This window comes from Arthrobacter sp. sptzw32 (genome assembly GCF_059089735.1).
On sequence record NZ_JBNHEZ010000002.1, the window covers coordinates 15,444 to 29,422 of the forward strand.

8 protein-coding genes, 1 tRNA gene and 1 pseudogene are annotated in these 13,979 nt (G+C 63.4%); 8 read left to right on the plus strand and 2 right to left on the minus strand.

Features of this window, described 5'->3' with window-relative positions; translation table 11 throughout:
- The first annotated feature begins 68 nt into the window (after positions 1-68).
- The 6 genes from AC5RVN_RS03560 to AC5RVN_RS03585 all read left to right on the plus strand — a co-directional run bounded on the left by AC5RVN_RS03560 (position 69) and on the right by AC5RVN_RS03585 (position 5,376).
- A tRNA-Pro gene (locus AC5RVN_RS03560) sits at positions 69-143 on the plus strand.
- A gap of 81 nt (positions 144-224) precedes the next feature.
- Complete coding sequence (gene tig, locus AC5RVN_RS03565) at positions 225-1,607, plus strand: trigger factor (protein ID WP_494137106.1); 1,383 nt, start codon at positions 225-227, stop codon at positions 1,605-1,607.
- 256 nt (positions 1,608-1,863) lie between these two features.
- Positions 1,864-2,490: an ATP-dependent Clp protease proteolytic subunit gene (locus AC5RVN_RS03570; RefSeq protein WP_494040145.1), complete on the plus strand. Its 627-nt coding sequence runs from the start codon at positions 1,864-1,866 to the stop codon at positions 2,488-2,490.
- A 38-nt stretch (positions 2,491-2,528) separates the two neighbouring features.
- The gene (locus tag AC5RVN_RS03575) at positions 2,529-3,188 is read left to right on the plus strand and encodes an ATP-dependent Clp protease proteolytic subunit (RefSeq protein WP_494039898.1); all 660 of its coding nucleotides are present in this window, start codon (positions 2,529-2,531) and stop codon (positions 3,186-3,188) included.
- Positions 3,189-3,363: 175 nt separating this feature from the next.
- Positions 3,364-4,644: an ATP-dependent Clp protease ATP-binding subunit ClpX gene (clpX, locus tag AC5RVN_RS03580; RefSeq protein ID WP_494137107.1), complete on the plus strand. Its 1,281-nt coding sequence runs from the start codon at positions 3,364-3,366 to the stop codon at positions 4,642-4,644.
- 99 nt (positions 4,645-4,743) lie between these two features.
- Positions 4,744-5,376, plus strand: coding sequence for a mycothiol-dependent nitroreductase Rv2466c family protein (locus tag AC5RVN_RS03585; protein WP_494039896.1), 633 nt, complete (start codon positions 4,744-4,746; stop codon positions 5,374-5,376).
- 342 nt (positions 5,377-5,718) lie between these two features.
- On the opposite strand, the gene valS is transcribed toward AC5RVN_RS03585, so the two are convergent.
- Positions 5,719-8,340, minus strand: coding sequence for a valine--tRNA ligase (gene valS, locus AC5RVN_RS03590; protein ID WP_494137108.1), 2,622 nt, complete (start codon positions 8,338-8,340; stop codon positions 5,719-5,721).
- 127 nt (positions 8,341-8,467) lie between these two features.
- Here valS and AC5RVN_RS03595 point away from each other — a divergent pair, with 127 nt between their 5' ends.
- Complete coding sequence (locus tag AC5RVN_RS03595; protein WP_494137109.1) at positions 8,468-9,226, plus strand: SDR family oxidoreductase; 759 nt, start codon at positions 8,468-8,470, stop codon at positions 9,224-9,226.
- A gap of 87 nt (positions 9,227-9,313) precedes the next feature.
- Here the strand turns inward: AC5RVN_RS03595 and AC5RVN_RS03600 are convergent.
- Positions 9,314-10,267, minus strand: a pseudogene (locus AC5RVN_RS03600) (endonuclease/exonuclease/phosphatase family protein); the annotation flags it as partial.
- Positions 10,268-10,644: 377 nt separating this feature from the next.
- On the opposite strand from AC5RVN_RS03600, the gene ileS reads away from it, so the two are divergent.
- A complete protein-coding gene (gene ileS, locus AC5RVN_RS03605; protein ID WP_494137110.1) occupies positions 10,645-13,977 on the plus strand; it encodes an isoleucine--tRNA ligase in 3,333 nt (1,110 codons plus the stop codon).
- Positions 13,978-13,979: the final 2 nt, after the last annotated feature.

Genomic DNA, 13,979 nt, shown 5'->3' on the forward strand with positions numbered 1-13,979 from the left:
TAATTCATGGCCTACGTGTCAAATGTGCAAACACGGCGCGTATCACCGTAGACTTGCCTGTGCACTTACGGGGTGTAGCTCAGCTTGGCTAGAGCGCCTGCTTTGGGAGCAGGAAGTCGCAGGTTCAAATCCTGTCACCCCGACTCTGCCGCCCTGGCCCCCGGCCCGGGCAAGAACATTGCGTTTGCAGAAACCCATCCCACAAACCCAGGAGTACTTAGACCGTGAAGAGCGCTGTCGAGAACCTCACCCCCACGCGGGTCAAGCTCAATGTTGAGGTCCCCTTTGAGGAATTGAAGCCCAGCATCGACGAGGCCTACAAGACCGTTGCTTCGCAGATCCAGGTCCCCGGTTTCCGTAAGGGCAAGGTGCCGGCCAAGCTCATCGACCAGCGCGTTGGCCGCGGTTACGTCCTGGAAACCGCCATCAACGAAGGCCTCAACGGCTGGTACCAGTCCGCTGTTCAGGAATCCGGCATCCGCCCCCTGAGCCGTCCCGAGGTGGAAATCACCGAGGTTCCAGACCCCACCTCCACCGATGGCGAACTGAAGTTCCAGGCAGAGGTTGACGTCCGCCCCGAAATCGAACTTCCGGACTACGCCGGCATCCAGGTTGAAGTTGCTGCAGCCCAGTCCTCGGATGAAGACGTTGACAAGGCACTGGACGAACTGCGCGGCCGCTTCGGCACGCTGAAGTCCGTGGACCGTCCCGCTGCCGACGGCGACTTCCTCACCATCGACATCAACGCCAGCATCGACGGCGAAGAGGTGGACTCCGCCGCAGGCCTGTCCTACCAGGTCGGCGCCGGCACCATGCTCGAGGGCCTCGACGAAGCCGTCACCGGCCTCAGCGCTGATGAAGACGCCATCTTCAACACCACCCTGGTGGGCGGCGACCACGCCGGCGAAGCAGCTCAGGTCAAGGTAGTGGTCAAGGCCGTCAAGGAGCGCGAACTCCCCGAGGCCAACGACGACTTCGCCCAGCTGGCGTCCGAGTTCGACACCCTTGCCGAGCTCCGCGAAGACCTCGCCAAGCAGGCGGCCGACTCCAAGGTTGTGGAGCAGGGCGTCGAAGCCCGCGACAAGGTCCTGGACAAGCTCGTTGAGCTGGTAGAGGTTCCCGTTCCGGACTCGGTGGTCGAAGAGCAGCTCGAAGCCCACTTCAAGGAGGGCAACGGCCACGGTGAGGGCGAGCACGACACCGAGGAGCACCGCGAAGAGGTCCGGGCCAACACTGCCCGCGCCTTCCAGAACGAAATCATCCTCGACGCCATCGCGGAGAAGGAAGAAGTCAACGTCAGCCAGAACGAGCTGATCGACTACATCGTCACCACCGCCAGCCAGTACGGCATGGACCCCAACCAGTTCGCCCAGATCATCGATCAGAGCGGCCAGGTCCCCATGATGGTCTCCGAGGTCCGCCGCCGCAAGGCGCTGGCCGTTGTCCTCGGGCAGGCCACAGTGACCGACACCGAGGGCAAGACCGTTGACCTCACCAGCTTCGTCAACCCCGGCGGTGAAGAGGAAGCTCCGGCAGTGGAGGCCGACGACGCAGCCGAAGCACCCGAGGCTGCTGTCGAGGAAGACAAGGCAGAGGCCAAGGCCTAGTCCTTGCCGTAAACGCGGTTCCTTGCTGTAAAGCATTTCGAACGGCCCCCGGATCCCTGGATCCGGGGGCCGTCTGCGTTGGACCGGAGCGTGCTTCCAGCAGGGGCCCGCCGATCGTGCGCCGTCAGCGAACAGCCCACGGTGCGCGAACAAAACGTCAGTGAAACCGGTTAGTGTCCAAGTAGAGATTTTCAGTGATGTCACCGTCACCAGTGAGAGGTAAATACACATGTCACAGCACGCAGAGGCCCCCCGGATGGCTACTGTCGATCCTGCAGCCCAGGACAACTACATCTACAACCGCCTCCTCAAGGAGCGGATCATCTGGTTGGGCTCAGAGGTGCGTGACGAGAACGCCAACGCCATCTGCTCGCAGCTGCTCCTCCTTTCCGCGGAAAACCCGGAAAAGGACATCTACCTTTACATCAACTCTCCCGGCGGCTCCGTCACCGCGGGCATGGCGATCTACGACACCATGCAGTTCATCCCGAACGACGTCGTCACCGTGGCCACAGGCCTTGCCGCTTCCATGGGACAGTTCCTGCTTTCCTCCGGCACCAAGGGCAAGCGGTACGCCACCCCGAACGCACGCGTCCTGATGCACCAGCCCTCCGGCGGCATCGGCGGCACGGCTTCCGACATCAAGATCCAGGCCGAACTCATCCTTCACATGAAGAAGGTGATGGCGGAACTGACCGCGGAACAGACCGGCCAGACTGTGGACACCATCCTCAAGGACAACGACCGCGACAAGTGGTTCACCGCCACCGAGGCGCTTGAATACGGTTTCTTCGACAAGATCGCTGCCCACGCAGGCTCCGTTGCCGGCGGCGGCGGCACCTCGTCGAACGGCACCTCAGGCGAATCAGCCTCCGAGAACTAAACCGGCACAAGAACACTCAGATCAGGAGCAACAAAAACATGAACTACAACTTCGGGTGGTCCGCCGGTAATCTTCCGTCCAGCCGCTATGTCCTGCCCCAGTTTGAGGAGCGGACCCCTTACGGCTTCAAACGCCAGGACCCGTACACCAAGCTCTTCGAGGACCGCATCATCTTCCTCGGAGTCCAGGTGGACGACGCTTCCGCTGACGACATCATGGCGCAGCTGCTGGTCCTGGAGTCCACGGACCCGGACCGGGACATCACGCTTTACATCAACTCGCCCGGCGGTTCCTTCACCGCCATGACGGCAATCTACGACACCATGCAGTACATCCGCCCCGAGATCCAGACTGTATGCCTGGGCCAGGCGGCCAGTGCTGCGGCCGTCCTGCTGGCCGCCGGTACGCCCGGCAAGCGGCTGGCCCTGCCTAACGCCCGCGTCCTGATCCACCAGCCGGCGCTGTCCGGCGGCCAGGGCGGCCAGGCTTCGGACCTTGAGATCCAGGCCGCCGAGGTCATGCGCATGCGGTCCTGGCTTGAGGACACGCTGGCGCACCACTCCGGCCGGACGTCCGAACAGGTCAACAACGACATCGAACGCGACAAAATCCTCACCGCAGAAGAAGCGCAGGTGTACGGCCTGATCGACCAGGTCCTGGATTCACGCAAGATCAAACCGCAGGCCATCAGCAGGTAGCGGTAAAGTAAAGCGCCGGTGGCGCCAATCATTTGGCTCCACCGGCCTTTTCCTTCCACCCTCGGAAGCGAATGTGACCTAGAGTGGATGTTGTCACAACCGGTCCACGCAGGCTGGGTGGGATTCCAGCAACGGTGCAAGGCTGCCTGGCAGCAAAATACTAAGGGGTTCACATATGGCTCGGATTGGCGAGAGCACGGATCTGCTGAAGTGCTCTTTCTGCGGAAAGAGCCAGAAGCAGGTGCGCAAGCTCATTGCCGGGCCCGGTGTCTACATCTGTGATGAGTGCATTGAGCTTTGCAACGAAATCATCGAAGAAGAACTGGCGGAAGTTGCAGACCTCGGCAGCTTCGAGCTTCCCAAGCCCCGCGAAATCTTCGACTTCCTGCAGGAATATGTGATCGGCCAGGAGCCTGCAAAACGCTCCCTCGCCGTCGCCGTCTATAACCATTACAAGCGGATCCAGGCCGGCCACGCGCCGAAGTCGGGCACTCTGGCCGAGGGCGGCCATCATGACGACGTCGAGATCGCCAAGTCCAACATCCTCCTTATCGGCCCCACCGGCTGCGGAAAGACCTACCTGGCCCAGACGCTCGCCCGCCGCCTGAACGTGCCCTTCGCTGTAGCCGACGCCACGGCCCTGACCGAGGCCGGCTACGTGGGCGAGGACGTGGAGAACATCCTCCTGAAGCTCATCCAGGCCGCCGACTACGACGTCAAAAAGGCCGAGCAGGGCATCATCTACATTGACGAGATCGACAAAATCTCCCGTAAAAGCGAGAACCCCTCCATTACCCGCGATGTCTCCGGCGAGGGCGTCCAGCAGGCCCTGCTGAAAATTTTGGAGGGCACTGTTGCCTCCGTTCCTCCGCAAGGCGGCCGGAAGCACCCGCATCAGGAATTCATCCAGATCGACACCACCAACGTGCTGTTCATCGTCGCCGGCGCCTTCGCCGGCCTCGAGGAAATTATCGGCTCGCGGTCCGGACGGAAGGGGATCGGCTTCGGCGCGCCCCTGAATGAGGCCAGCAAGAAGATCGACTCCTACGGCGAAGTGATGCCGGAGGACCTGCTGAAGTTTGGACTCATCCCCGAATTCATCGGCCGGCTCCCCGTGATCACCACCGTGTCCAATCTGGACCGGGACGCCCTGATTCAGATCCTTTCCACGCCCAAGAACGCGCTGGTGAAGCAGTACCAGAAGATGTTCCAGATCGACGGCGTGGAATTGGTGTTCGATGACACCGCCCTGGACGCAATCGCGGAGCAGGCATTGGAACGCGGCACCGGTGCCCGCGGCCTGCGCGCCATCATGGAGGAAGTGCTGCTTCCTGTGATGTTCGATCTTCCCAGCCGTGAAGATGTGGCCAGCGTGGTCATCACCGAGGACGTCGTCCTCAACGGCGCCGAGCCCACCATGATCCCGCACGTCACCAAGCGCCGGAAGTCTGCCTGATCCGGCGCCTGCCCGGGCCCTCGTGTTGATACAGGCGGCGTACCACTACGCCAGTTGTGGCTGCCCCCTGCGCAGCCACCCACCCCGGAAGGACTCTCCATGACTGAAGCTGCTGCCAGTACTGAACCTGCACGGAACAAGGCGGACTTCTGGTTCGATCCGCTGTGCCCCTTCGCCTGGATCACTTCCCGGTGGATTGGCGAAGTGGAGGGCGTCCGCGACATTGAAACTGTATGGCACGTCATGAGCCTTGCCGTCCTGAACGAGGGCCGTGACCTCGAGCCCGCCTACCGGGAATCCATGGACAACGCCTGGGGCCCGGTCCGCGTCATCATCGCGGCGCAGAAGGACTACGGCCAGGAAGCGGTTAAGGCACTGTACGACGCCATGGGCTCGATGATCCACGAGCGCGGCGAGAAGGACCGCGCCGTCGTAATCACGAAGGCGCTGGCGGAGTGCGGTCTGCCTGCCGACCTGGCGGCAGCCGCCACTACCGATGCCTTCGATGCCGATCTGCGTGCAAGCCATGAAGAAGGCATTTCGCTGGTGGGCGAGGACGTGGGAACGCCTGTGGTCGCTTTCAACGGCACGGCGTTCTTCGGCCCGGTCCTCACCAGGATCCCGCGGGGCGAGGATGCAGGCAAGCTTTGGGACGCCACCACGGCCATCGCTTCCTACCCGCACTTCTTCGAACTCAAGCGCAGCCGCACAGGGCGGCCCGAATTCGACTGATCATGTGGTGCCGGCCCCGCGGCAGGGAGCCGAAGAGCCCCGCTGGAACTACTCGTTTGTAGTTTCACCGGGGCTCTTGTGCTTCCCCGAGGGCAGGACAAGAATGGTTTTACCCCCTTCGAAAGAAGAGGGACGCAGAAACCAAAGATTCAGTGACATGTATTCAAACGCAGCCATCGGCAAAGTTAGAAGCAGGCTACCAGTGACGAGGTAGGAAGACCTGAAGATTCTGAGGATTCTGCCAGACCATCAAGGCGTCACCAGATGGCCGAAAAAGTCGAAGCCCCACCAACGGCAAAACGCTGATGGGGCTTCCCCTTTGCCCTGGGACGGTTAGTCCGGTCAGGCCTGGGCCGGCTCCTCCGAGGCAGCCAGGGCCACGTCGCTCACCGTCAGGTCGCCGTCGCCCACCAGCAGGGTAATTTCCCGGGCGTTCGACGCGGCCTTCAGGTCGCCAAGCCCCGCCTCCAGCTGTGCGGTAAGCGCTTCGGAGGCCGTGATGGTGGCCGAGAGAACCTCTGTCCGCTGCTTGACCTTTGCCTCGGACTTCGCCTTGCGGACTCCGCTCAGCGCAACACCGACGGTGGCAAGCATCGTGGTGTCACCGATGGGAACGTCCAGCGGTGCGGGCCACGGCGCCCGGTGCACCGAGCCGTTGCGCCACCATCCCCAGACCTCTTCAGTGGCAAAGGGCAGGAACGGTGCGAACAGCCGGAGCAGGGTGTCCAGGGTGGTGGCCAGTGCTGCGAGCACGGAAGCCTGTTCGGCCTCACCCGCGGCGCCGTATGCCCGGTCCTTGATAAGTTCCACGTAGTCGTCCGTGAACTGCCAGAAGAAGCTTTCGGTGATCTGCAGCGCGCGGGCGTAATCGTAGTTTTCGAACGCCCTGGTGGACTGGGCCACGACCTCCGCGAGCTGGGCAAGAACAGCCCGGTCCAAGGGGTTGGTCAGTACCGGTAGATCGCCGGAGAGCACCGACGCTTCTGTTGCGCCGAGGTTCAGGACAAACTTCGAGGCGTTCAGCAGCTTGATGGCCAGGCGGCGGCCGATCTTCATCTGGGCGATCTCGTAGGCGGTGTCGGCCCCCAGTTTCGCCGAAGCGGCCCAGTAGCGGACAGCGTCAGAGCCGTATTCCTCCAGTACGTCGGTGGGGACCACCACGTTGCCCTTGGACTTGGACATCTTCTTGCGGTCCGGGTCGAGGATCCAGCCCGAGATGGCAGCATGCTTCCACGGGGCGCTGTTCTCCAGGGCGTCCGCACGGACCACCGAGGAAAAAAGCCAGGTGCGGATGATGTCGTGGCCCTGGGGCCGGACGTCAAACGGGAACACCTTCGCGAACAGGTCCTCATCACGCTTCCAGCCGCCCACGATCTTAGGTGTCAGGGAGGACGTAGCCCATGTGTCAAGGATGTCGGCGTCGCCGGTGAAGCCGCCGGGAACATCGCGCTGGGCTTCATCGAAGCCGGGGGCGGCGTCGGCAGCCGGGTCCACGGGGAGCTGGTCGTCGGACGGCACGATGGGGGAGTCGTAGTCCGGGTTGCCGTCGGCATCCAGGGGGTACCAGACGGGGATGGGCACGCCGAAGAAGCGCTGGCGGGAGACCAGCCAGTCACCGTTCAGGCCTGAGATCCAGTTCTCATAACGTGAGCGCATGAAGGCGGGGTGGAAGTCGATTTCCTGGCCGCGGGCGATAAGCCGCTCACGCCGGTCCTCGTCCCGGCCACCGTTGCGGATGTACCACTGGCGGGATGTCACCACTTCAAGGGGCTTGTCGCCCTTTTCATAGAAGTTGACGGGGTGCATGATCTTTTTGGGCTCGCCCTCGAGCAGGTCCGCAGCGGTGAGGAGCTTGACCACCTCTTCCTTGGCGCTGAAGACGGTCTTGCCCGCAATGGCGGCGAAGGCTTCCCGGCCGATCTCGGTGGTGATCCATTCGGGAGCCTCGCTGATGATCCGGCCGTCCCGCCCCACGATGGCGCGGGTAGGAAGCTGCAGTTCACGCCACCAGGTCACGTCAGTCAGGTCGCCGAAGGTGCACACCATGGCGATGCCGGACCCCTTGTCCGCTTTGGCGAGTGGGTGGGCCTTAACTTCAACCTCGACGCCGAACACCGGGGACGTGACCTTCTTGCCGAACAGCGGCTGGTACCGTTCGTCGTCGGGATTCGCCACCAGCGCGGCGCAGGCAGCCAGCAGTTCGGGACGGGTGGTCTCGATGTAGATCTTCTCCCCGTCCTCGGTGAAGAACGGGTAGCGGTAGTACGCCCCGGGCACCTCGCGGTCCTCCAGTTCGGCCTGCGCGACGGCCGTGCGGAAGGTGACATCCCAGAGGGTGGGCGCCTCGGCCATGTAGGCGTCGCCCGCAGCCAGGTTGGCCAGGAAGGCCCGCTGGGAGACTGCGCGCGAGTTGTCATCGATGGTGCGGTACGTCAGTTCCCAGTCCACGGACAGGCCAAGGGTCTGGAACAGGTTTTCGAAGACCTTCTCGTCCTCGACGGCAAGTTCCTCGCACAGTTCGATGAAGTTCCGGCGGGAGACGACGTCGAAGTCACGCTGGTTTTTGGCTGGCTGTGCCGGCGGCTGGTAGTCAGCGTTATACGGAATAGAAGGGTCGCAGCGGACGCCGTAGTAGTTCTGCACACGGCGTTCAGTGGGCAGGCCGTTGTCATCCCAGCCCATGGGGTAGAAGACGTTCTTGCCGGTCATGCGCTGGTAGCGCGCCAGCACGTCGGTCTGCGTGTAGGAAAACATGTGCCCCACGTGCAGTGATCCGGAAGCGGTGGGAGGGGGAGTGTCGATCGAATAGACCTGCTCCCGGGTGGTTTCCCTGTTGAACTTGTAGGTCCCCTCGGCGAGCCAGCGCTGCGTCAAGGCAGCTTCGAGGCCTTCAAGGGCCGGCTTGTCCGGAACGTTGATGGGGGCGGTGTTGGGCGTGTCTGTACCCTGAGTGTCTTCAGCCATCTGCCAATTGTTTCATGTCCCCGCACGTCCGCCTGCCGGAGGGCATCAGCCGCGCAGCGCGGGCATCAGCTTCACAGGCCGACACAGCTTCCGGCCTTCGCCGGACGGCTGGCGCTAGGGTGGTGCCATGACTTCGGACTTCCAGGAAAAGGCAGCTTTGGTAACCGGTGCGAGCAGCGGAATCGGGGAGGCAACGGTCCGCGCTCTGGCAACCCAGGGGTGGACAGTGTTCGCGGTGGCCCGCCGCGCAGAGCGTCTTGCCGCCCTCGAAGCCGAGACTGGCGCCGTCGCGCTTCCTGCTGACATCTCAGAGGACGACGACGTGTCCCGGCTGCTTGCCCGGGTGACCGAAGCGGGGGGCATAGACACCCTGGTCAACATTGCGGGCGGAGCCAGGGGAGCGGACACCATCGGCGACGCAAGTACCGAGGACTGGGAGTGGATGTACCGTGTCAACGTCCTGGGCACCATGAAGCTCACCAGGGCGTTCCTGCCGATGCTCCGCGCCCACGGCGAAGGCACTGTGCTGAACCTGACCTCCACGGCGGGCATATCGGCCTACGAGGGCGGGGGTGGCTACAACGCTGCCAAGTTCGCGCAGCACGCCATGACCGGTGCGCTGCGGCTGGAGGAAGTGGCAAACAACATCCGGGTGATCGAAGTGGCGCCCGGCCTGGTTCAAACCGAGGAATTTGCCTTGAACCGGCTGGGTGACCCGCAGGCCGCCGAAAAGGTCTACCAGGGAGTTGAGAAGCCGCTTACGGCAGAAGACGTGGCGGAGGTAGTCCGTTACGCCGTAACTGCACCGCACCACGTCAACCTGGACCAGATCGTGATCCGTCCGGTGGCCCAGGCCGCCAACCACAAAATCATCCGCAAGGGTTAGCCAGCCATGGCGAACGGCCAGTGAGCCCGAGTTATGTTCATCTGTAGGAATACCAAGGACGGCCATGACTGCGGCGTGGTCAGTTCCAGGTACCCGGTGCACCGCATAGCCTGAGCTTGCTATGCGCGGGCTTGTCACGATGTGGTCAATGGTGACGCCCGGCACCAGCTGCCCATCCATAGGCCACGTGGGGACCAGACGTGCACCGGACGCAATCCCAACGTCTACAAGGCCCGAGCCCTGTCCGCCGCTTAGGAGGTCGCGAAATTCAGTGTGGTCATACGTTGCGTTGAAGTCTCCCAGAAGGAGTCGGGTCCCGGCGCCCTCGGCCACCTTCTTAACGGCAGCCAAATCGCTGCGCCATTGGTCCACTTGATGAATGACCGGTGCCACTGTGTGGACGTTGGTTATCTCGAGTACGGCGGCCCGGTCGGCCGATGTAACTGTAGTCCTCAATGTGGGCATTGCGAAGGGAGTGCCGGGAATAAGTCCGGTAAGCTCAAGGGGGAAGCGGGAGTACACAGCGCTGCCACCGGCGTTACTGGAGGGATCCGTGACACTCTCCGGCAGAAGTGCATGCACGCCTTCAGCAGACAGCCGGTCCTGAAAAGCCTGGGAATGCTCTTGGATGGCAAGAACGTCTACCCCGTTCTCCTTTACAAGACGGACAACGGTGCCTGCATCGGCATCACCGAACTTTGAGTTAAGGCTCATTACTCTTAGTTCCAGTGTGGGCCCTCCGGCGGAAACCGGTTTAGTTGGCGTCAACGGGAACAGCCAGAAGACGAGGCAGGCAACCAGTGCCGCGCTGACCAGGGTTCGCCACCGGCTCCCTCCCAGCAAGGCAAGCAGGAGCCCCACCGTAACGGGCCAAACCAGCCACGGAATGAAGGAAAGCAGTTGAACCACGGGCGAAGGCCACACAGCCGGGATGGCGCGAAGTACGGACACACTTCCACTCGGCAGCATTAGGAGGACCCACAGCCACTTGTAAGCCGGACCAGGCCTTTCAGGCGAGCGGATGTCTGCAGAACCAGCCATGCTGTCGAGTTTAGGCAGCAGCCCGCTTCCGCGCAGCAAGCACTTTCGCCTTTCGGAAGGCGGAATGGTGGCCCGGGCCCGGGAATAGTAGACTCGAAAGCGGCTACGACCCGGCTATCACCGGTGAGCTTCCGGAAGAACGCCTTTACCGCCGGCCAGGTGGGAAGCGTCAGTAGAACCGGACGGGTAAGCCCGTCACAGCAGTAATGAGAGGCCGGAGCACGCCTGTTCCCCCGGGAACTGGCAGCGCCGGTAAGTGAGGTGGTACCGCGGTGAGCGTGAAGTCCAGGCGGACAGCACGGCAACCGTCCTCGCATCCTGAACGGAACTGACGGCCCCGGCCGGCAGTTCGCCCAGCTCAACCCAGGATGTCGAGAATGACGTATTACCCCAAGGCCTCAGCCGCCACCAGTGGCACCTCCTCCAGCGGTGCAGGTGTCTCCGCTTCCGTTAAGTTCCCGGAAATCGAAGAGCGCATCCTCAAATACTGGGACCAGGACGGCACCTTCCAGGCCAGTATCGACCAGCGCAGCGCGGACGTCCCCGGCGGTGAACCCGGCAGCAATGAGTTCGTGTTCTACGACGGCCCCCCGTTTGCCAACGGCCTGCCGCACTACGGCCACCTGCTCACGGGGTACGCGAAGGACCTGGTGGGCCGCTACCAGACCCAGCGCGGCAAGCGCGTGGAGCGCCGCTTCGGCTGGGACACCCATGGGTTGCCGGCAGAGCTGGAAGCGATGAAGCAACTGGGCATGACGGATAAGACCCAGATCGAAGCCATGGGCATCGACAAGTTCAACGATGCCTGCCGCGCCTCTGTCATGAAGTACGCCGACGAGTGGCGCAACTACGTGACCCGCCAGGCACGGTGGGTGGATTTCGACAATGACTACAAGACCCTCAACGTCGAGTACATGGAGTCCGTCCTCTGGGCGTTTAAGCAGCTCCACGAAAAGGGCCTCACCTACAACGGCTACCGCGTGCTGCCCTACTGCTGGAAGGATGAGACGCCGCTGTCCAACCACGAGCTGCGCATGGACGACGACGTTTACAAGAACCGCCAGGACCAGACGGTAACGGTGACCTTCCCCGTGACTGCCGGCGAATCGGAACTGTCCCGGCAGCTCGCCGGCGTGCAGGCGCTCGCCTGGACCACCACACCCTGGACGCTTCCCACCAATGCCGCGCTCGCCGTCGGACCCGCCATTACCTACGCCGTACTGCCCGCGGGACCCAACGGCATCAAAGCCGCCTCCGCCGACGCACCCGTGAGCGGCAGCTTCCTGCTCGCTGCGGACCTGCTGGCTAACTATGCCAGGGACCTCGGGTACGACGACTTCGAGGCAGCGCAGGCCGCCGTCAGCTCCACGCACACCGGCGCAGAGCTGGAAGGCTTGGCGTACCAGCCGCTGTGGCACGACTTCGCGGACAACGAAAAATACGGCATGGAAAACGCCTGGCGGTTCCTCGTGGCCGACTACGTCACCACCACCGACGGCACCGGCATCGTCCACCAGGCCCCGGCCTACGGCGAGGATGACCAAAAGGTCTGCGAGGAGGCCGGCATCCCGGTGATCCTCTCCGTTGACGAAGGCGCAAAGTTCCTCCCGCTCTTCAAGCACGGCGACCTTCACGACATCGTGGGCCTGCAGGCCTTCGAAGCCAACAAGCCCATCACGCAGGTGCTGCGCGCCCAGGGCCGCCTGGTCCGCCAGGCCAGCTACGAACACAGCTACCCGCACTGCTGGCGCTGCCGCAACCCGCTGATCTACCGGGCCGTGTCCTCCTGGTACGTGGAAGTCACCAAGTTCAAGGACCGCATGTCCGAACTGAACCAGGAGATCAACTGGATCCCCGGCAACGTCAAGGACGGCCAGTTCGGTAAGTGGCTCGAAAACGCCCGCGACTGGTCCATCAGCCGCAACCGGTATTGGGGCAGCCCCATCCCGGTGTGGCAGTCCAGCGATCCCGAATACCCCCGCACCGACGTCTACGGCTCCCTCGCCGAGATCGAAGCGGACTTCGGCCGCCTGCCGCTGAACAAGGACGGCCAAGTTGACCTGCACCGCCCGTTCATCGACGACCTGACCCGGCCCAACCCGGATGACCCCCGCACTCCGGAAGAGGGCCAATCGGTGATGCGTCGCGTGGAGGATGTGCTGGACGTCTGGTTCGACTCCGGCTCCATGCCCTACGGCCAGGTGCACTACCCGTTCCAGAACGAGGCCTGGTTCGACACCCACAACCCTGCGGACTTCATCGTGGAGTACATCGGCCAGACGCGCGGCTGGTTCTACATGCTGCACATCCTTTCCACGGCGCTGTTCGACCGGCCTGCCTTCCGCAACGTCATCAGCCACGGCATCGTGCTGGGCTCCGACGGGCAGAAGATGTCCAAGAGCCTGCGCAACTACCCGGACGTCTCGGAGGTGCTGGACCGCGACGGCTCGGACGCCATGCGCTGGTTCCTGATGTCCAGCCCCATCCTCCGCGGCGGCAACCTGGTGGTCACCGAGCAGGGGATCCGCGACGGCGTCCGCCAGGTCATCCTGCCGCTGTGGAACGTGTACAGCTTCTTCACGCTGTACACCAACGCCGCGGCGGGCGGCGCAGGCTATGACGCCCAGCTCCGCTACGACGGGTACGCCGACACCCTGGACCAGTACCTGCTGGCCAACACCGGCGAACTGGTCCGGAACATGACGGTGCAGCTGGACACTTATGACATCTCCGGCGCCTGCGACGAACTGCGCAGCTACCTGGACATGCTGACCAACTGGTACGTCCGCCGGAGCCGCCAGCGGTTTTTCGATGAGGACCAGGACGCCTTCGACGCCCTGTACACCGCACTGGAAACCGTGTCCCGCGTGGCCGCGTCCCTCCTGCCGCTGGTCACCGAGGAGATCTGGCGCGGCCTGACCGGAGGCCGCTCCGTGCACCTGGCCGACTGGCCGAATGCCAACCTGTTCCCGGCCAACCCGGACCTGGTGGTGGCCATGGACAAGGTCCAGCAGATCTGCTCCACCGGGTCCTCCCTCCGCAAGGGAGCAAACCTCCGTGTCCGCCTGCCGCTGCAGGAACTGACGGTCGTGGCACCGGGCGCCGACGCGCTCACCGGTTTTGCCGGCGTCGTGGCCGATGAGCTCAACCTCCGCTCAGTCCGCCTGCTGGATGCGGCCACTGCCTCGCCGGAGGAGTTCGGCATCCAGCAGAAGCTGGTGGTCAATGCCCGTGCCGCCGGCCCGCGCCTGGGCAAAAACGTGCAGCTGGCCATCAAGGGCTCCAAGTCCGGCGACTGGTCCGTGGACGACGCCGGTACGGTCACCGCCGGCGGGCTCCAGCTGGAACCGCAGGAGTACACGCTGGAGACAGTGGTGGCTGATTCCGAGGGCGGACCTGCTGAATCAACGAAAGCAGTCGCTGTCCTGCCGGGCGGCGGATTCGTCGTCCTCAACACCGAGGTCACCCCCGAACTGGAAGCCGAAGGCCTGGCGCGCGACATGGTCCGTGCCATCCAGCAGGCACGCAAGGACGCCGGGCTGAAGGTCAGCGACCGCATCCGGACCTCAGTGACGGCCCCGCAGAACGTCGTCGACGCCCTGCTTGCCAACGCTGACCTGGTCAAGGGCGAAACGCTCACCGTGGACCTCACGGCGGAACCCACTGATATCGCAGAGCCGGCTGTCGGCGTCGAAAAAGTAGAGGCGTAATC